At 57.9% G+C, this 19,183-nt stretch carries 19 protein-coding genes and 2 pseudogenes; 12 read left to right on the plus strand and 9 right to left on the minus strand.

All coding sequences use genetic code 11. The annotated features are described in order from the left end of the window. Window positions 1-18 precede the first annotated feature (18 nt). Window positions 19-795, plus strand: coding sequence for an alpha/beta fold hydrolase (locus N5098_RS11965; RefSeq protein WP_267638104.1), 777 nt, complete (start codon window positions 19-21; stop codon window positions 793-795). Window positions 796-994: 199 nt separating this feature from the next. On the opposite strand, the gene N5098_RS11970 is transcribed toward N5098_RS11965, so the two are convergent. After that, window positions 995-1,960: a Gfo/Idh/MocA family protein gene (locus N5098_RS11970; protein WP_267638105.1), complete on the minus strand. Its 966-nt coding sequence runs from the start codon at window positions 1,958-1,960 to the stop codon at window positions 995-997. Between the two features lie 205 nt (window positions 1,961-2,165). Here N5098_RS11970 and N5098_RS11975 point away from each other — a divergent pair. Further along, window positions 2,166-2,249: pseudogene (locus N5098_RS11975) on the plus strand (IS6 family transposase); the annotation flags it as partial. Window positions 2,250-2,816: 567 nt separating this feature from the next. Here the strand turns inward: N5098_RS11975 and N5098_RS11980 are convergent. Together N5098_RS11980 and map are read right to left on the minus strand one after the other, a co-directional pair. Then, entirely contained in the window at window positions 2,817-3,368 is a 552-nt protein-coding gene (locus N5098_RS11980) for an HIT family protein (RefSeq protein WP_267638106.1), read from the minus strand. 59 nt (window positions 3,369-3,427) lie between these two features. Further along, the gene (gene map, locus N5098_RS11985; protein ID WP_267638107.1) at window positions 3,428-4,318 is read right to left on the minus strand and encodes a type II methionyl aminopeptidase; all 891 of its coding nucleotides are present in this window, start codon (window positions 4,316-4,318) and stop codon (window positions 3,428-3,430) included. Between the two features lie 111 nt (window positions 4,319-4,429). Between map and N5098_RS11990 the strand changes: the two genes are divergently transcribed. Further along, window positions 4,430-4,822 (plus strand): DUF2237 family protein, encoded by a 393-nt coding sequence (locus N5098_RS11990; protein WP_267638108.1) that lies wholly within the window; start codon window positions 4,430-4,432, stop codon window positions 4,820-4,822. 6 nt (window positions 4,823-4,828) lie between these two features. Here N5098_RS11990 and N5098_RS11995 read toward each other — a convergent pair whose 3' ends face one another. After that, a complete protein-coding gene (locus tag N5098_RS11995; RefSeq protein WP_267638109.1) occupies window positions 4,829-5,683 on the minus strand; it encodes an isoaspartyl peptidase/L-asparaginase in 855 nt (284 codons plus the stop codon). A gap of 115 nt (window positions 5,684-5,798) precedes the next feature. Between N5098_RS11995 and N5098_RS12000 the strand changes: the two genes are divergently transcribed. The 4 genes and pseudogenes from N5098_RS12000 (at window position 5,799) to N5098_RS12015 (ending at window position 10,098) form a co-directional block, all read left to right on the plus strand. Then, window positions 5,799-7,637: a S9 family peptidase gene (locus tag N5098_RS12000; RefSeq protein WP_267638110.1), complete on the plus strand. Its 1,839-nt coding sequence runs from the start codon at window positions 5,799-5,801 to the stop codon at window positions 7,635-7,637. Between the two features lie 64 nt (window positions 7,638-7,701). Next, window positions 7,702-8,964, plus strand: coding sequence for an isocitrate dehydrogenase (NADP(+)) (gene icd / locus N5098_RS12005; RefSeq protein ID WP_267638111.1), 1,263 nt, complete (start codon window positions 7,702-7,704; stop codon window positions 8,962-8,964). 74 nt (window positions 8,965-9,038) lie between these two features. Continuing rightward, a pseudogene (locus N5098_RS12010) lies at window positions 9,039-9,210 on the plus strand (RimK/LysX family protein); the annotation flags it as partial. A 117-nt stretch (window positions 9,211-9,327) separates the two neighbouring features. Beyond that, complete coding sequence (locus tag N5098_RS12015; RefSeq protein WP_267638112.1) at window positions 9,328-10,098, plus strand: SDR family oxidoreductase; 771 nt, start codon at window positions 9,328-9,330, stop codon at window positions 10,096-10,098. 27 nt (window positions 10,099-10,125) lie between these two features. On the opposite strand, the gene N5098_RS12020 is transcribed toward N5098_RS12015, so the two are convergent. After that, window positions 10,126-11,664, minus strand: a complete 1,539-nt coding sequence (locus N5098_RS12020; RefSeq protein ID WP_267638113.1) for an ATP-binding protein — start codon at window positions 11,662-11,664, stop codon at window positions 10,126-10,128. Between the two features lie 86 nt (window positions 11,665-11,750). Next, window positions 11,751-12,611 carry a universal stress protein gene (locus N5098_RS12025; RefSeq protein ID WP_267638114.1) on the minus strand — a complete coding sequence of 287 codons (861 nt, stop codon included), beginning with the start codon at window positions 12,609-12,611 and terminating at the stop codon, window positions 11,751-11,753. Window positions 12,612-12,828: 217 nt separating this feature from the next. Between N5098_RS12025 and N5098_RS12030 the strand changes: the two genes are divergently transcribed. Together N5098_RS12030 and N5098_RS12035 are read left to right on the plus strand one after the other, a co-directional pair. Next, a complete protein-coding gene (locus N5098_RS12030; protein WP_267638116.1) occupies window positions 12,829-13,494 on the plus strand; it encodes a CDP-alcohol phosphatidyltransferase family protein in 666 nt (221 codons plus the stop codon). Between the two features lie 84 nt (window positions 13,495-13,578). After that, window positions 13,579-14,475 carry a homoserine kinase gene (locus tag N5098_RS12035; RefSeq protein WP_267638117.1) on the plus strand — a complete coding sequence of 299 codons (897 nt, stop codon included), beginning with the start codon at window positions 13,579-13,581 and terminating at the stop codon, window positions 14,473-14,475. On the opposite strand, the gene N5098_RS12040 is transcribed toward N5098_RS12035, so the two are convergent. From N5098_RS12040 to N5098_RS12050, 3 genes are all read right to left on the minus strand, one after another. After that, window positions 14,467-15,027: an NUDIX hydrolase gene (locus N5098_RS12040; RefSeq protein WP_267638119.1), complete on the minus strand. Its 561-nt coding sequence runs from the start codon at window positions 15,025-15,027 to the stop codon at window positions 14,467-14,469. The genes N5098_RS12035 and N5098_RS12040 overlap by 9 nt on opposite strands. After that, a complete protein-coding gene (locus N5098_RS12045) occupies window positions 15,024-15,449 on the minus strand; it encodes a DUF5809 family protein (protein ID WP_267638120.1) in 426 nt (141 codons plus the stop codon). Before N5098_RS12045 ends, N5098_RS12040 begins: the two co-directional genes overlap by 4 nt. A 95-nt stretch (window positions 15,450-15,544) precedes the next feature. Next, on the minus strand, window positions 15,545-15,955 hold the full coding sequence (locus N5098_RS12050; protein WP_267638121.1) for a DUF5810 domain-containing protein: 411 nt from the start codon (window positions 15,953-15,955) through the stop codon (window positions 15,545-15,547). Window positions 15,956-16,143: 188 nt separating this feature from the next. Here N5098_RS12050 and N5098_RS12055 point away from each other — a divergent pair, with 188 nt between their 5' ends. Genes N5098_RS12055 through N5098_RS12065 form a run of 3 tightly spaced genes read left to right on the plus strand, consistent with a single transcriptional unit; the run spans window position 16,144 to window position 19,100 of the window. Then, the gene (locus N5098_RS12055) at window positions 16,144-17,328 is read left to right on the plus strand and encodes a polymer-forming cytoskeletal protein (RefSeq protein ID WP_267638122.1); all 1,185 of its coding nucleotides are present in this window, start codon (window positions 16,144-16,146) and stop codon (window positions 17,326-17,328) included. A gap of 49 nt (window positions 17,329-17,377) precedes the next feature. Further along, window positions 17,378-18,559 carry a redox-regulated ATPase YchF gene (locus N5098_RS12060; protein WP_267638137.1) on the plus strand — a complete coding sequence of 394 codons (1,182 nt, stop codon included), beginning with the start codon at window positions 17,378-17,380 and terminating at the stop codon, window positions 18,557-18,559. Between the two features lie 46 nt (window positions 18,560-18,605). Beyond that, window positions 18,606-19,100, plus strand: coding sequence for a metallophosphoesterase family protein (locus N5098_RS12065; RefSeq protein ID WP_267638123.1), 495 nt, complete (start codon window positions 18,606-18,608; stop codon window positions 19,098-19,100). The last annotated feature ends 83 nt before the right edge of the window (window positions 19,101-19,183 follow it).

The raw sequence follows: 19,183 nt of genomic DNA on the forward strand, positions 1-19,183 counted from the left end.
CCACCAAGACAGATGTACATGCAAAGAGTGACATCCGCTGATGGAACCAGTATCGCCTACGAGCAACACGGAGATGGACCGCCGCTGGTGCTCGTTCATGGGTCCTCTGGAACCCGCCACGCCTGGGATGCTGTGATCCCGCAGTTGGTCGATGACTTTCAGCTGATTGTGCCCGACCGCCGTGGGCGGGGTGACAGCGGTGACGCAAACGAGTACGACCTTGAGCGGGAGGTCGAGGATCTCCAGGCGTTGCTTGACACAATCGAGGGCGAGATAACAGTATTTGGTCATTCCTTTGGCGGCCTCGTTACACTGGCAGCCACAGAAAAAACAGCAATCGACCGGCTGATTCTGTACGAACCAGCCGTGCTCGTCGGTGAGTACCGCGATGACGATTTAGCCGCTCGAATGCAAGACTGCCTCAACGAGGACAATCGCAAGGCGGCGATGAAGCTGTTTTTCCAGGACGCGGGCGGGGTTCCTGCCCCCGAACAGCTCCCTATCTGGCCCGAGGAAGTACAGTTCGAACTCGCCGAAACCGTCGTCCGAGAGAACAAAGCAGTCGAGACATACGAACTGCCAGCCGACCCCGGTATTGCAGCCAGGACGCTACTGTTGACTGGCGAACGTGGCCCGACGCATCTGCGCGAGGCCGTCCAGACGCTTGCTGATCGACTGGCAAAGAGTGAGCTTGTTGAGTTTGAGGATATCGGCCACGTCGGAACCCAGTCAGCACCAGGTCAGATTGCCGCGGCTGTTCGGTCGTTCTGTCTCGAAGAGCAACCGCAGGCATAACTATCTGCTCCAAGCCGACGCTGGCACCGGCTTAGTTACACGCTCTTTGGCGACAACGTCACATAATCGGTTGTTCACTGTCTGGCTCGCAACAATCGCCTCACGCATTTTTAGATGGTACAGCCGATGAGCTTTCCTTTCGCTCCCGATACGATATGAGACAAGCAGTCGTTGATGGAGTCGCTTTTCAGTCTAGTTATCAGAGCGTTACCGGCGCTTCGCAATCGACGCTCTCATAGAGTGCATCGACGACACGCATCGTTCTGACGGCTTCGTTGCCGTCGGTTCGGGGCGATTCTCCCGACTCGACAGCGTCGAGGAACGCCTCAACCTCGAGCTTGTACTGGTCGACAGGGTCGAATCTCTCCTCGACAGTCCGGCCATCGACTGTGTAGCACAACGTTGTCTCACCATCGGGGACAAACGCGCGGTCGACTTCAAGGCGACCCTCGGTTCCCAAGACGGTGTACTGGTGGACAGATTCATCAAATCCTGACGAGATAGTCGCTGTCTTACCTCCTGAGAATGAAAGGTGGCCGGTCAAGTTGGTCTCAACCCCACAGCCCCGGTTGTCAACCGCGGTCGCGTAGACTGACTTCGGTTCTCCGAGGAACAACCGGGCCGCGGTAACGGTATAGCAGCCAACATCCATCAGACTCCCGCCAGCAAGGTCAGGGTCAAGCCGGACGTTGTACTCGTCGGGAAGCGTGAAGTGAAACTGTGCGTCGACACGGCGGATTTCTCCAAGATGGTTCGCTGCAATGTCGCGAGCACGCTGTGTTCGAGGGTGGTAGCGGTACATGAACGCCTCCATCAGCGTGACGCCCCGGTCCTCGCAGTAGGCGGTCATCTCTTTGGCTTCTTGAGCGTTGACGCCAAGTGGTTTCTCACAGAGGACGTCAAGCCCTGCGTCGGCCGACCGCTTCGTCCATTCGGCGTGGAGGCTGTTTGGCAGCGGGTTGTAGATGGCATCAATGCGATCATCCTCAAGCAACTCTGCATAGGAGCCGTATGCGGTCGGAATGTTGAACTCGGCTGCAACCTCCTCGGCGTGCGTTTGGTCACGGGAGGCGATAGCTGCGACTGTCGCGCCGTCAGTCTGTTGGATAGCTGGGATGACTCGCTTGCGGCCAATGGTAGCCGTACTGATGACGCCAAAATGCATACCTGAATGATACGTAGCAAGAAAAAAAGCGTTTGTGGTCCGTATGGTAGCGTTCCGTGAATGGGTTTCTATATCTATAAAGACATATGAGCAGCAGTATATTTTTGCCTGTTCGGCACTGTCTAGTTGAGGGATTGAGAAGTGAACAGGCCGTAGCGAGAACTGCTCGGGGAACGCACAGACCTGCTCAGCGGAGCGTTGGGCGGACAGTCGAGATGTTTGGGAGAACGAGCGTACCCCAACACCCATCCGGCGATTTGGGGTGCGTCTCCACGCGGCGGGGTTGTCGTAATCAGTGGGCTCTTTCTTGCTACTGGAAAGCAATCATTGGCCGAACTATTCATTGATTTATCGATTCTACTGTCCGGGTTTTACTTTGTCTTCGATATCGGATCGTATCTCAGTGACTCCCGAAAGCGGGGATATACTGGCGACTTCTCGGCACTCTGGAAACACTCCCCCATTGGCGCCATCGGAGTCATATTCTTCTTCGCAATCATGCATGGAAGTCTCTATTTCCTGTTGTAGGAGGAAATGAACGGAGAAAACGGATCCGGCCAGCAATGCGAGTACACCAGAAGACAAAGCACGCCTCGAAAAAGTCGCGGCGTTCGAGCAGACACCAGGCCGAGAGTTCCATATCGAGCCAACGGAGACATCCCGGGATGGTACCAACATTCCTGTCAATATACAGGGCGGTGTCATCCGACACAATGACGAGCTTAGCTGTATCGGGCTGCTGTGGCGACAGTCTCCAGAGCAGACGAGGGACGTACAGTAACCCAGAAGCCGACATCTCGGGTCAGGGTCTTCAGAACAGGATACTTCTATCAAACAGAGAACCGACCGTGGAAAACTAGTCGCTTGGGCTGATACTGACCGCAGAGTGCCCATCGGTTGCAGTAACCCCATCTTGTGTCGCAAACGCCTCGTGGAGCCGTTCGTACGTGTCATCAACGGCTTCGACGATAACGTTTGTCTCACTGATGGCTGGCATGAAATTTGTGTCGCCAGTCCATCGTGGGACAACGTGTGCATGGAGATGGTCATCAATTGAGCCGCCCGCGGCTGCTCCACCGAGGTTGTAGCCGACGTTATGGCCGTCGGGTGCCAGCCCTTCATTCATCGCGTCAAGCGTTCGCTGGAGCAGTGTGTTGAGTTCAAGCAACATGTCAGGTTCGAGGTCCTGATACCGGCCAGTATGTGTATGGGGAATGACCATCGCGTGCCCAGGATTGTACGGATAGTTGTTCAAGAGGACGTACGCAGTCTCACCTCGGGCAAGCAAGCGGTTCTCGCGGTCATTCGAGCGGTCGGGCAATTCACAGAAGACACAGTCATCGAACGAGTCGTTGCCGCCGTCCTGCTCAACCCAGTCGATACGCCACGGTGCGAACACCTGCTCCATACGCAATATGTGAGTTCACTGCTGAAAATCTTCCCGCCTCTTACCGGTAGGTTTCGGAGCTACCGTGTTGTCACTTCACAGCCATCCTCGGTGACGATGACAGTGTGTTCTTTCTGGCTGACTAGACTCCCCTTCTTTTCTTTGAGTACGGGGTAGCCGTGGACGATATCGCGCTGTTTGAGACGGCGAAGCGTCATCTCGGGACGGTCAACATCGAGCCACCGCGTTGCGAATGGCAGCGTTCTAAACTCCTCGGTAATCTGGTCGAGTGCTTCCCGAGCCTGTCGATTCCGGACCGATGTCTCGTGTTCCAGTGCGTAAATCTGCTCGGCGTTACCTTCACCGACACGCCCGCGGCCATCAGTGGCGAATGGCTCGATTGCAACAACATCGCCCACCTCCAGCTCAACGCCTTCTGGGACCTTTTTGTTCGGGATGTTCGGCGAAGTATGCTGTTCGTAGTGATCGAGGCCATGGCCAGTCAGGTTCACAACCGGCTGGTAGCCGTAGCCCTCGATAGTGCGGCCGATAACGTCACCGAGGACGCCGGTGTCGATGCCGGGTTCGACCATCTCGATAGCCGCATCAAGTGCTTCACCAGAGGCTTCAGCGAGTTCGTCGTTACCGGAGAGGTCAACCGTGATAGCGGCGTCGGCGATCCAGCCGTCGACGTGAACGCCGATGTCAACGTTGACCATCTCCTCGCCAAACGTGGACTCGTCATCCGCACTTGGCGTGCCGTGGGCGGCTTCCTCGTCGACACAGACGTTCATCGGGAACGCCGGTTCCCCACCGAGTTCGCGAATACGGGATTCGACGTGTTCAACAAGGTCGAGGTGGCTGGCTCCAACCTCGATTCGCTCAACTGCCTCTGCACGGACGGTCTGAAGTATTTCGCCCGCTTTTCTGTGTTTCTCGTATCGCTCGCTGTCGAGATCCATACTGCTCATGCCACCATCTTGGTCCATCTGCGTGATAGGCGTACCGTTCGAAGAGCGTGAATCGCGTCACAGTCGGTCGCAGGCCGTGGTGTTTTTGCTTTTACACCGAATGAATACAGTATGACCGAACAAAACGTCCTCGGCGAAGCGCTAGCAGATTGTAGCACGGATCCGATGACCGGTGTCAAACGGGATGGCTGTTGTGGAACTCACCCCGACGACCAGGGGCGTCACGAACTCTGTGCAGTGATGACCGATGAGTTTCTGACGTTCAGTAAACAGCGCGGCAACGACCTCATTACACCACGACCCGAGTTCCAATTTCCCGGATTGGATCCGGGTGACCGGTGGTGTCTCTGTCTTGGCCGCTGGGTCGAAGCACTCGAAGCGACCCGCGAACAGCGTCTCCCTGAGACAACAGTTCCGCCCGTTGTCCTTGCTGCAACCAACGAGTCAGTCCTCGATACTGTTGAGTTAGAGACTCTCAAAGCACACGCGTACGACGAACCGTAAGTCGCGCTACTGTGTGTCTTGGGCCGTCTGCATCGCACTGGAGTTGAATGCCTCGCCAGTTCGGCCCTCGCTGTCGACAGCGATAACACCAGCAGTTGCGTCCGTGGTCTCGTCAAATTCGTCGATGAGTCGCGTGGTGGCCTCGGCTGGCGTGTCTCCTGTTTCGATTGCGTCTGCGACGTGTCGAGCCAGACCGAATTTTGCAATTGCTTCGCCAGCACCAGTCGTACTGACAGCAGTGTTTTCGGTTGCGTAGAATCCCGCACCGACCTGTGGGACGTCACCGACTCGGCCAGCGACTGCACACCATCGTCCGCCGGTCGACGTGGCCGCGGCCATGTGTTCCCCATCACTCGCAACGGCACCGACAGTGTCGCTCCCACCGAACTTTTCGCGGAGCCACGAGAGATGCTCGCGCATGTTGTTGCTCTCGACCGGGTCAAGTTCTGTCCAGCGCGTGCGAGTGCGCTCGGTCCAGAGGTCTTGCTCGGTCGGGACATCAAATGCATCGGCAAGCGAGAGGGCGTGTTCGCCCGAAACCATGATGTGAGGTGTTTCCTCGGCAACAACACGTGCAACCTCGATAGCGTGTTCGACACCTGGCATCGAACAGGCCCCACCGGTTGTACCGTCACCGGTCATCAGTCCGGCGTCGGTCCGAACAACACCATCACTCTGGACCGCTCCACCAACGCCTGCGTTGAATCGCGGCCCGGATTCAAGCACCCGTGTTGCCTCGATGACAGCATCTGTTGGCGTCTCAGCCATCGCGCCCGTCGATGCGGCCTCGTCAAGCGTCTTCTGTCGTGGTTCTGGCTCCCGTGGCTCACTTCCTGCGCCGCCGTGGACGAGTAACTGCATGTATCGTCTCTTGACAGCGCCCGGTTTAACTGCCCTGTTTCCGTAGGGCGATGTCTTCCAAAGTGCATGGTACCAATCCACAATTGATTTGACAAAGAGAGCCAAAGGCAGAGATATGTCAACGGAGACAACTCCTGCAGTAGACCCCGAGACTCTTGCCAGCCTTCCAGAGTTTTACCATCCAATGGCATCGCCAGATGGTGACGAAATTGCGTTTTATTACGACGAACACGGCCGGAACGACCTCTATTTGCTCGATCGTGAAAGCGGCGACTACGAACGGGTCAGCGATGGTGATGTGCCACGAAACGCCCGCTGGCCTATTCTCTGGAGTCGAGACGGCGGCCGCGTCTACTTCCACCGTGACGAGGCCGGTAACGAACAGAACGATATCGCTGCCTGGAACCGCGACGGCGAGACCGAAACTGTCGTCGAGGTCGACGGACAGGGGATGCTCTCAGACACCACTCACGACGGACGGTACCTCCTCTATGCCAGCGACGAGGGCACACAGCTGAATCTCTACCGCTACGATACTGAGACTGACGAGTCAATTCAACTCACTGAGTACGCCCAACCGGCAGGCGGGGGCGTCTTCGGTCCAGACGACCAACGCATCGCGTACGTCACGAACGAGTCGGAGACACTCGAAAACAGCGACGTGTACGTGATGGATATCGACGGCAACAACAAGCGTCGGCTGGACATCGGCATCGACGGCTCGGAGTCGACTGTCGCAGAGTGGTTCCCGGGCGGCGAACGGTTGCTCATCGCAGACAACGCTGACGACCTCACGCGTGCTGGTATCTACGACCTCGATACGGACGAGATCGAGTGGCTGGGTCCACACGAGCACGAGGAGTCACCACAGACGGTGTCACCAACGGGCCGGTATGTTGTGGTCAGTCGTGTCGTCCGCGGTGCCTCCGTTCCGGTTGTCTACGACCGAGAAGACGAGACGGAGCGTGAACTCGACATTCCAGACGGTGTCGCGTCGTTCCCGCCGGGGCGAGAACGGACGTTCGTTGACGACACGACGCTCGTATTCTCGCATTCCCGTCCAGACGAGCGACAGGAGCTCTACCAGTACGAACTCACGACCGACGAACATGAAGTTCTACTCGAAGCTGCTTACGAGGATGTCGACCGTGATATCTTCGCCGACGCCGAGTACATTACCTACGAAAGCGAGGACGGCCTCGAAATCGGCGGCCTGCTCTATGACCCGCGGGGAACTCCCGCCTGCGACACGGACACAACAGATGTTCCCGCAGTCGTGTCGGTCCACGGTGGCCCACAGGCCCGGGCTTCGAAGTCGTTCAATCTGCTTGCACAGTTCCTCTTGACACGTGGCTATGCCGTCTTCCAGCCGAACTACCGCGGCTCAACCGGCCGTGGACGCGAGTTCAAGCACACAATTCACGACGACTGGGGTGGCATGGAACAGGTCGACGTGGCCGAGGGTGGCAAATGGCTCATGGACCGTGACTGGGTTGATGAAGACCGCGTCGCTGTCTTTGGTGGTAGCTATGGTGGTTACTCGGTGTACTCACAGCTTACACAGTATCCCGACCTCTGGACGACTGGCATCGCCTATATTGGCATCACAGACCTGCATCGGCTCTACGAAGAAGATATGGCCCACTTCCAGCACAGTCTGCGCATGCAGATGGGCGACCCCGAAGAGAACTATGACCTCTGGCGGGACCGCAGCCCTATCGAACACGTCGACAACGTAAAACAGCCACTCTACATGGTTCACGGCGTGAACGACCCTCGGTGTCCGGTCGAGCAAGCACGCATCTTCAGGGACGCACTCGAAGAGCGGGGCTGGGAGGAAGACGAAGACTTCGCCTACACCGAACTCACTGATGAGGGGCACGGCTCAACAGATATCGACCAGAAGATTCGGATGTTCACGCTCGTCAGTGATTATCTCGACGGCTGGCTCTGACGGTCACAGAGCCACAGAACAAAAGCGGGCATTACTTTAGACCGCGTTGAGAACGTGAGAGTATATGGAGTTCGACAAAATTGAGGTGCCCGACAAGGGCGAACCAGTAGAAGTAATCGACGAGGAGGCTGATAAATTCGAAGTCCCGGACACTCCTATTGTCCCGATTTTGCACGGTGACGGTATCGGCGAGGATGTCGGTCCGGCCGCCCAGCAAGTGCTCGAAGCCGCGGCCAACGCGACCGGCCGCGACATCGCCTGGATGCGCGTCTACGCCGGCGAGGCTGCCCGGGAGATGTACGACGAGAACCTGCCCGAGGACACCGTCAAGGCCATCGAAGAGTTCCGCGTCGCCATTAAGGGTCCGCTCACGACGCCGGTCGGGGCAGGCTTCCGCTCGCTGAACGTGGCACTGCGAAAGAAACTCGACCTCTATGCAAACGTCCGACCGACCTACCATCTCGACGGCGTCCCGTCGCCGGTCAAACGTCCCGAGCAGATGGACATGGTCACGTTCCGTGAGAACACCGAAGACGTCTACGCCGGCATCGAGTGGGAAGAAGGCACCGAGGAGGTCGAGCAGGTCCGTGAGTTCGTCGAAGACGAAATGGGCTACGACGAGACTATCCACAGCGGTGATGTCGGTATTGGTGTCAAGCCAATTACCGAGTTCGGCTCAAAGCGGCTCATCCGACGCGCAATCGACTACGCCCTCGAACACGACCGCGACTCGGTGACGCTTGTCCACAAGGGCAACATCATGAAGTTCACCGAGGGTCAGTTCCGCGACTGGGGCTACGAGGTCGCACAAGAGGAGTACGGCGAAGAGGTCATCACCGAGGACACCCTCTGGGAGGAACGCGACGGCGAACAGCCTGACGACGCCGTCGTCGTCAACGACCGAATCGCTGACAACATGCTCCAGCAGATTCTTACCCGGACCGACGAGTACGACGTTATCGCGACGATGAACCTCAACGGCGACTATATGTCCGACGCCTGTGGCGCCCAGATTGGCGGGCTCGGCATCGCGCCAGGTTCCAACTTCGGTGACGCCCGCTGTCTCGCCGAGCCGGTCCACGGTTCCGCGCCCAAGTACGCCGGCCAGGACAAGGTCAACCCGACCGCGATGATTCTCTCGGGTGTCCTGCTGTTCGATTACATGGGCTGGAAAGACGCCGCCCAGCTTGTCAAGGACGCTGTCGAGGAGACAATCTCCTCGAAACAGGTCACCTACGACCTCCACCGCCAGATTGAGGGCGGCGAGAAGCTCGCCACCTCCGAGTTCGCCGAGGCAGTCGTCGAGAATATCGAGAAGTCGGCGTAGGCCAATTGCTCGGACTCTCGCGGCTCCACCGCGAGAATATCAAGCGACTCGCGTAACTGCGAAAGTATCGCGCAATCGGCGTCGGCGGTCGCCAGCACACCGTCACCGCGAGTGTCGGGGGACCGCTCACACATGGACTATCCGCTGTTGCTCGGCCGGGACATTCTGGAGCACTACCAGGTCAACGTCCGCAAACGTGCCGACGGACCAGAAACGGAAACCGACGGCGAGATTCTCGAAGAGTAACGCTGTCCCCGACATCACGATAAGTCCGAAAGGGCCGTCTACCGGGAACACGCCAATTCCCACAGAATGACAACTGCGTGGTAGTTTTTCCTGCCAGCGAGCGTAGAACGAGATGGTATGACAGCAATAGACCTCTCGGGAGACGTGGCAGTCGTCACCGGCGGCGCCAGTGGCATCGGCCGCGAAATCAGTGTACAGTTCGCGGACGCGGGCGCTGACATCGTGGTTGCGGACCTGCGGGAGGAGCCACGTGAAGGTGGAACACCAACTGTCGAGCGGATTCGAGCGGAGACCGACAGCGACGCACAGTTCGTGGAGTGTGACGTGACCGAACAGGGTGACCGAGAGAACGTGGCGAAACGAGCCGCCGAGATGGGCGGTGCGGACGTGCTCGTCAACAACGCGGGCATCTTCCGTGGCGAGGAGTTCACCGAGGTGAGCGAAGCGGAGTTCGACCAGCTCATGGATGTCAACGTCAAGGGTGTGTTCTTCGTCACGCAGGCGCTCATTGACCAGTTGCTCGAAGACGGTGGGCGGGTCATCAATCTCTCCAGCGTCGCGGGCCTCGAAGGCTCCGGCGACTTCATCAGCTACTGTACGTCGAAAGGCGCAGTCAGGCTCATGACGTACTCTCTGGCGGACAAGTACGGCCCGGAAGACGTCCGCGTCAACGCCATCCATCCGGGCGTCATCGAGACGGCGATGGTCACCGAGGACGTGCCCATCATCGGTGGCGAGAGCGAAGCCGAGTTCCGCCAGACGGTACCGCTTCGCCAGTTCGGCCAGCCCGGCGACATCGCCGACGCCGCGCTCTACCTGGCGAGTGATTTGAGCGAGTACGTCAACGGCGAGTCACTCGTCGTCGACGGCGGGATAGCGAGCACGTAACTCCCGGGCTGTGGCTGGTCCGTCCGGCTACTGGGCTGTCAGCGGGTTACTGGTGACCTCCCGAACGATGAGGAGGTGCTGGCCCGGGAGAATGTCCGTCGTCGCTGAGTACTCGACCCGTCTGTCGACCCCGTCGGCACCAACGATAGTCGTCACGTCATACACCGACCCCGCCTGCTTAAACTCAGTCCACGCGGACTGGAAGTCAAAATCGTCCGGGAGAAACTCGGGGATTGACCGACCGAGCAGCTTCCGGGGTGCCAGCCCGTAGATGTCACTGGCTCTGGTGTTTGCCTCGACAATCACCGCGTCGTCGTTGATGAGTACCATCGCGTCCGACGACTTCTCAAACAGCGCCTGATACCGGTCGCGTGCCTGTTTGAGTTCTGTCACCGACGGGCCACTCTCAGCCTCGGGTATCCGTGGTATCGATACGCTCAGCGTCGTCCCGTCGGATGTGGCCGTCGCCTCGACGGAACCGCTGTGACTGGAGATGACCCAGTGGACAATCCAGAGACCGATGCCGCTCCCGTGAATCAGCGGCGATTCTTCCCCTGTTCTGAGAACACGCCGCTCGGCCTCCGAGATCCCGGGGCCATCGTCAGCGATGTGAACGTCGACAGCGTTCGGGACCTGCTCGACGGTGACGGTCACCGTTGGCGAATCACCGCCGTGTTTTGCGGCGTTTTCGACCAGTTCCTCGATAGCCCGCTCGAAGCTCTCGAAGACGGGGATCGTTACGTTTTCCTGCCCCTCCACGTGAAATGTCGCCTCCGAGTGCTCGGTCGCCGTTCGCTCGACGACACGCTCGACGAGTCCCGTCACGTCGACGGGCTGGCGCTCGAACTCTCTGTCAACAATCTGTTCTAAGTCACGGGCTTTCTGACTCAACTCGATGAGTTCGTCGATCTTCTTCATCGCTATCGTCCCATCAGAGTCATCTTCCAGCCGGTCGGTCATCAGCTGGACGCGCCCCCGGACGACGGATATATCGTTGCGAACGTTGTGCCGGAGCACGCGGTTCAGCACATTCACGAGGTTCGCCCGCCTGGTGAGTTCGGCCTCGTGTCGCTCGCGTTCGATTTCGTGTTCGAACAGCCGGGCGAGAAGTTCCGCGAACATGGTCTCCCTGTCGGTGAATTCTTGTTCCCGTGGCTCCTCGGCGACGAAACAGACCGTTCCGTACGGCTCCCCGTCGACGACCAGCGTCGTGCCGTGATAGCAATGGAGTCCGTGTTCCTCAAACGCGGGATCGTCCTCCCAGCCCTGCTCTAGTGCGTCGTGCAACGCAATCGACGAATCCGCTGCGAGAGTTCGACGACAATACGTCCGTGCGAAGTCGTGTTCCATCCCCGGAGGAAACTGCTCGTCGGGAGCGTCGGTGCTGACCATCGCCTCCCAGTGGTCCGTCTCGGTATCGATTCTCGTGAGATGACCGTTGTCCACGTTTAGATACTGTTCGCCGAGTTCGAGTGCCGCCTGGGCCTTCTCTTCGAATGATTCATCACGTCGCAGTATTTCGTAGAGCCTCTCTCTGGCCACCTGACAGGAAAGCTGAAGAGCCATCTACATAACACATGTAACCAATCAGCATACAAATATCCGCGTCTTTTTTCAGGTTCAAATTTCCTAAATATAAATACAGGAACAGCTTACTTGACAACAGTAACGGAGACGGGAGAGCGGCGGACGACCGTTTCGGCGACGCTGCCCAGGAGGAGACGGGTCAGCCCGTCCCGGCCCGTCGAGCCGAGGATAATCCGGTCAATGTCGTGGTCTTCGGCGTATTCGACAACTGCGCGAGCAGGCGTTCCATCGACGCTATCGGTCTCGACCGTACGGTCATGTTCCTTAGCAACTTCAGTCGCCGTTGAGAGTATCGACTCAACGTGGTCGGTCCGCTCTGTTTCCCAGTTTTCGAGGGTATCGAAGACATCTTGAAGGTCACTTTCCTCGTCGTCAGCTGGATATGCGACATAGAGCGCGGTCGTGGTCGTTTCGTCGTACTGTTCGAATGCAAACGAGAGCGCGTGTTCTGATGTCTCCGAGCCTTCAAAGGGAACGAGGACTCGGTCAGGATGTTCGTGGTTATCAGTCGGCTGTCGAACGACCGTTACCGGGACGGGTGAACGTCGCGCGACGGTTTCAGCGACACTTCCAAGGAGGAGTCGTGCTGCACCATCCCGACCGTGGCTCCCGATGAACACTTGGTCGATATCTTCCTCATCAATCGTCTGGAGAATACGGTGTACCGGGCGACCGTAGTGGACAACTGACTCGATGCGGTCGGAATCGTCGTACTCCGCTCGAACTGTCTCTATCAGCTCCTCAGTGTTTTCGAGTTGCTGTTTATACCGCGTCGTATCGTATCCGGCACCGCCTGTATAGTCGGTGAATGGTTCGATAACATGTTCAAGCACGATTGTTGCTGACTCGAACTCCGCAACGGCGTGTTCAAGCGCATACTCTGCTTGGTCTGAGTTGTCGAAGGGGACAAGCACGCGAGTGGTCATATCCAGATGTTGGACTGGCAGTATCAAGAAGAGTGGTGGTCAATCCCATCAGACGGGAAACTCACAACATTGTTGTTGTCTCCGTGCACCCAGACAACTGGTCAGAAACGAGTCGGTCAGATAAACCTGTCACTGGTTAGATGAAAAACAGTGACAGGGATAGTCACGAAGCACCGAAATCGGGAAATACATTACGCCACCGTAGGCACGACAACCTATGGGTATCGACTGGCGGGAACGAGCAGGCGAACTCTGGACGATACCGAATCTAGTATCGCTCGCTCGGCTTCCCCTGCTTATTGTTCTTGTAGTGCTTTTGGAGTCGCTCTGGCGGTATCCACTGTTTGCACTTATCGTGTTTACCGACGCTTTAGATGGGTGGCTCGCGCGACGACTCGACCAGACAACTGAGCTCGGCGCAATGCTTGATCCCGCACTCGATAAGCTTACTGCACTGTTGTTGTTTTTCGTGTTATTCCCACGAACAGAGCTGGCTATAGAGTATCTTGTTCTCTTTTTTGCTCGGGATGGGTTTGTTATCGCACTCGGTGTGCTCTCGCCGCTGCTTACAATCGACGCCGGAGACGTACAAGCAAACACACTCGGGAAAGTGGTGACAAATGTGCAGTTCATGACGATGGTCGCAATGCTCGTCCCACAGGTCCCGGCAACACAACTCTTGATGTGGCTACTGGGAGTGGCTTCGGTGCTTGCAATTGCCGATTATCTAGTTTTTGTCGGCCGTGAGATGACTGCTACAGGGCTATTCGAGAGCCGTGAAGCCGCCGCCGGGGTCTACGTGGGCACCGCGCTCGTCTTCCTCGTGGTCGTCCGGCTTCTGCTGTTCGAGGAGTTACAGGAGACGGTCGAACTTATCATCTGATAGTGCCATGTCGTGTTCACGACTCGGGACGCCACGTCTTCCGTTCTCGTCAGCTTTTTTTGGGCACCCACAAAAGGAGGGGGTATGCTGACTGTCCGGGCACCAGCGACAAGTGCAAATCTCGGTAGCGGGTTCGATGTCTTCGGTGTAGCGCTATCCGGGCCAGCGGACGTTTTACGAGTCGAAAAAGCCACACGGACAACACTTACCGTGGTGGGTTCTGGGAGCCAATACATCCCCGAGGACCCAAAAAAGAACACGGTCGGAGCAGTCGTCGACGAGTTGGACGCACCGGCACGCATCCGTATCGATAAAGGAGTTCGGCCAGCCTCGGGGTTAGGCTCCTCGGCAGCATCTGCCGCGGGTGCGGCAGTCGCGCTGAATGAACTCTACGACAGGGGCTACTCGCGGGAGGAACTCGTCCCTGTCGCCGCCAAAGGCGAGGCCGTCGCGACAGGTGAAGCCCACAAAGATAACGTCGCGCCATCACTCCTTGGCGGGTTCACAATCGTGGCCGACGGATGCGTGACCACAATGGAATCGGATCTCTCATTTGTTGTCTGTCTGCCTGATGTGGTGGTGTCGACAAGCAACGCCCGGAAGGTTTTGCCGGACGGTGCACGACTTGACGAACTGGTCGAAACAGTCGGAAACGCATCGACACTTACCGCAGGCATTGCACGCGATGACCCGTATCTCGTCGGACGTGGCATGTCAGACCCGGTGATTACGCCGGCCAGAGCGAGTCTCATTGATGGATACGAAACAGTACATAACCGGGCCGTTGAAGCAGGTGCGGCCGGTGTTACCGTCAGTGGGTCAGGCCCAGGCGTCATCGCAGTCTGTCCCGACGGCCTCCAGCGTCGGGTCGCTGCTGCGATGGTCGGCGGGTTCGAAGACTGCGGCGTGGATGCCCGAGCCTACCAGACTGGCGTCGGAGAAGGCGCACAGATAGTCAGGAACGAACGGAACTCAGAGTAAGCCCTCTGTTTCGGCAAGCAGGATACCCTCGATAGTTGCGTCGTTTGCCGGTTCGGCACGGGCAACATCAAGTGCGTTCTCGACGGGAAGTGTCTCGACGGTGAGGAACTCGTTTGTATCACGGGTCGGCATGCCGGGTTCGAGTCCTTCAGCGAAGACGATTCCCCGACGATGACGGAGTACACCTGTCGCCACCCAGAACTCCTCTAGCAGCGAAACGCCAGCCGGGTCGAACCCGGTCTCCTCACGGAGTTCTCGCGCACCAGCGGTGGTATAGGATTCACCGTTTTCCACAAGCCCAGCCGGAAGTTCGATACAGTGCTCGCCGATGGCCGGGCGGAACTGTTTGACCACGACTAGTTCGTCGTCGGCGACAGCAACGATGACCACAGCAGGTTGAATCTCTGCCCAGTAGTATCTCTTTTGCGTGCCGTCTGGCTGTTCAAGAAGGTCGTATCCACCCTGGTACCAGCCGGTTTCGTACTCAACAACGGAGTCGAGTACTTCCCAGTCGTCGTGAGTCGTGTTCTGGTCGGCGTGTTCGTCAGTCATCTGTCCTCACCCAAGAGATCCTTATATAGTCGCCCAAAGGCCTGTCGACGGAGCGTCGCAACTGCCGCGTCTTGCTCGTTTTCAAAGGTAGCGGCAATCGCAGTCTCCTGAAACGGCACAGCGTGCCAGACAACGCGGTCGGCTTCTGGGTGGCCCATCTGGATGGGTTCACACTCGTAGTCCTCACACCACTGTTCGTACTGGTCGTAGTCACCAATATGTACCTCTAACAGCGAGGCGTACATGGCTTCGCGTGCGGTTTCGATGATTTCGCCAGTAACCCGCTCGTCGTACTCCTCAGTCCCAAATTCCATCTCCTTTGCAACAGCCCGAACGACCTCGCTGGCCGCCGGTGCGAGCAGTTCGAACCGCTCCCGTGCCTCGCGCTCGGTCTCCGGCGCGAACAGCCCTTCGGATTCCATGGTATCCCGACTTGGACTGCCCGAAACTACCTTCTTTTCCTTTCGGCGCCCCCGAACGGTGAGCCGGCTCGCCCAACGCGTGGCGATGGTGTCGGTTACGAGTCGTCGTCAGAATCAGACTGCCGACGTTTTTCGGTCAGTTCTCGGGCTTGTTCGATTGCATCAGTAGCCTCCGACGAGAGGTCTTTTTCATCGGGAAGATCGGCGAGTGACATCTCGTCTGGAACGCCACTGCGACTGCCCTGTGTGTGGGTGTGCTTGTTTTCATGAGTGTGGTCACGCTGGGCGGCTGTATCCTCGAATACCTGTGGATACTCTGTTTCCTCGGCGATTTCAGTTACCTCTGGGGCAAGTGACTCCTCGTCCATCGACTCCCAGTCGGGGACGTGCTCGTCGAGCCAGTCCTCGTGGTCACCACCACGTACCAGTGCAGTAAAAGCCAGATGGTTGGCAAGATGGCGCGCGTCAGCCTGTGGGTCGCCACAGACCGGACAGCTGTATCCCATGTTCCATAGTTGTGGCCCGAAGACAAAGGCGTTTCACTCGACAGCCTCGGCGTCTCGCCAACTATAGTCGACCGAAAAAGTACTGTTACAGCCAAGGTTGGCAAGACGGGGCAGGATATCGGTCATTTGTCAGACGCACGTCAGACGTGGCCTCGGGCTTTAATACGACTGAACACGCGTATGTTACTGTGTCGTCGTTTCGTTCGGACCCCCTCGACGAACTCATCATCCCGGACGGGACTCACGTCCAAGAACACGACCTCGTGACCGAGGGTGACGTTATCGTTGGGGGCCAGAGTACTATTGCGTTTGGCGTTCGTGGCGGGAACGTCATTGCCGGCGAGCGCGTCGAGTTCGGTGGCCACATCGAAGCCGAGGGCGACTGCCGGCTCGATATGTGGTGTGATATTACCGATAACGTCCTCGTCGGCGAAGACGCCTATCTCGGCGAACGGGTCCACATCGAAGGAGAGCTACGCGTCGCAGGAAATCTCGATATCGGCGACGATGTAGATATCGAAGATGGGTTCGACGCCAGTGGCTGGATTGTCATCCGCAACCCGATGCCAACGATTGTCTTCCTGTTTATGTATCTCTCACAGCTCCTTCGCATCGGTGAAGAGGAGAAAGCCGAGGAGTTACTGAGTGCAGTTGTCGATGAAGACCAGGCCCATGACCCTGTCGTTATTCCGCGTGGCAGTTACGTCAGCGACGACGCCTGGCGTGTCTCGACACCGGGACGAGTCGGCAGCGACTGTCGCCTTCACGGGAACATCCGTGCACAGTCACTGATAGTCGGCCGTGATAACGAGATTTTCGGGAGTCTACGCGCCAAGGATGGTATCACCGTCGGTTCCGGAACCGAGGTTACCGGGAACGTCACGACTCGAAGCGGAACAGTCAGAATCGGCCCGGAAACCGATGTTCGCGGCGATATATCCGGCGAATACGTCGAAGTCCACCGAGATGCCGAAGTTGAGGGCGCTATCCGTGCACGCGAAGAGATGACCATCGTCTCCGAGCCAGTTCTTGATGACAGTGTCGTCGAGGGCGACGCAGAGACCGCTAACGGAGGGACGGGCGTTGAACAGGACGAAGCCACACCATCTACAGCGGCGTCGGACGACAATGCTGTATCGACACCGCCAACCGAGGACGAACCAGCAGCCACAGCCACCCCGGCCGACGACTCGTCCAAATCAGGCGGAGACAGCGTGAGTGACTCAAACGAGACAGTCACAGACGAAAAGACCGAAGACGGACATTCAGAGCCAACGGCTGACGCACGAACCGATGGCGAAAGAACTGAAAACGGTGCAGGCCCCAATTCGCGTCCGTACTACCCGCGGCGCGCTGAAGTCGACGACCGCTAACGCTGCTGTGAACCGAAAGTCAGTTTCTTCCCCCCGGACAATGGTGACTATGCTCTCGCTTGCGCTTGCCGGCAAACCCAATGCTGGCAAGTCGACGTTTTATACAGCAGCCACGATGGCCGATGTCGAAGTGGGGAACTACCCGTTTACGACAATTGATGCCAACCGAGGCGTAAGCTACGCCCGGACGAACTGTCCCTGTCTGGACCGCGACAGTCGCTGTGACAGCGATAACTGTCAGGCTGGCAAGCGATACGTTCCGGTGGACCTGTTTGATGTCGCCGGACTCGTTCCGGGTGCCCACGAAGGCCGTGGCCTTGGCAACCAGTTTCTCGACCAGTTAACCGACGCAAACGCAATCTTGCACGTCGTCGATGCCGCCGGTTCGACCAACGCCGAAGGTGAACCAATCGAAGTCGGAGAACACGACCCTGTTGAGGATATTAGCTTTATCGAAGAAGAGATGGACAAATGGCTCGCCACCATCATCTCTCGTAACTGGGAGTCGATTGCGCGACAGTCGCGTGCCCCCGACTTTGATATCGACGAAGGGCTTGCCGAGATGCTGACCGGTATCGGTGCAACCGAAGCGGATGTGGCGCGGGTTCTCCGTGGACTGGACTACCCGGAGGACCCACGCGAATGGACTGACGAGGACCGAACCCTGCTCGCGACAGATATTCGTGCGGAGACGAAACCACAGATTGCCGTCGCCAACAAAGCCGACATTGCCCCCGATGAGAACATCAAGCGTCTTCGGGATGCAACAGAGGAGGTGGTTCCCGCGACGGCGGATGGTGAACTCGCGCTTAGACGGGCCGCAGATGCTGGCGTCATCGAGTACGATGCAGGCGACGATGACTTTGACATTGTCGGTGACATCAGCACCCAACAGCAGGATGGTCTCGAACAGATTCGGGACGTCATGGGCGAATACGGCGGGACAGGTATTCAGAACGCACTCGATACCGTTGTCTATGACCTGCTCGACCACATGACGGTCTACCCCGTTGAAGACGAAACACACTGGACAGACAGTCAGGGCAGGATGTTGCCTGACGCTCACCTGCTACCGAGCGAATCGACACCCCTTGACCTTGCGTATGACGTTCACTCGGATATCGGCGACGGCTATATCCACGCTATCGACGCGCGCGAGGGCCGGCGTATCAGCGACGACCACGAACTCTCTGAAGGCGACGTGGTCAAGATTGTGAGTGACTCAAGCTGACCGACTGAGGCAGTATTTTATTCAGGACCGACACATAACGACGCCTATGGAAGCTGTACTTATCGGTGACTCCCACGTTCCCTCACGGGAGCCACACATTCCCGACGAGTTCGTCGACAAGATTCGGACCGCGGACCACGTCATCCATACTGGTGACTTCGATTCGAAAGGTGCACTGGCAGACGCCCAAGACCTCGCGTCGGAGTTGACGGCCGTACATGGAAACATCGACCCACAGATGGGGCTTCCTTCCGTTGCCACTGTCGAGCTTGGCGGCGTCGAGTTTGTCGTCACACACGGCACCGGCTCCAGGCGGGGCTGGGAGGACCGGGTCGCAACGGTGGTCCGCGACCACGCGCGTACGGAGACTGCTGTCGGCGTCGCGGGCCATACACACGAAGTGACCGATACCGAACACGAAGGTGTTCGGATTCTTAACCCTGGGAGTGTGACCGGCGCGAATCCGGCAAATAAAGCAACGATGATGACAGTCGTCGTCGACGACGGACTCCGTGACGTGACTGTTCAGACAAGAGTGTGATAACGGTTTGTCGACCCTCCAGAACGTATCGTTTGGCTGTGCTGTTATCAGTACTACTACTACTACTACAAGCCGGTCGATCC

This window comes from Halovenus rubra, assembly GCF_026586665.1.
Taxonomy (GTDB): Archaea; Halobacteriota; Halobacteria; order Halobacteriales; family Haloarculaceae; genus Halovenus; species Halovenus rubra.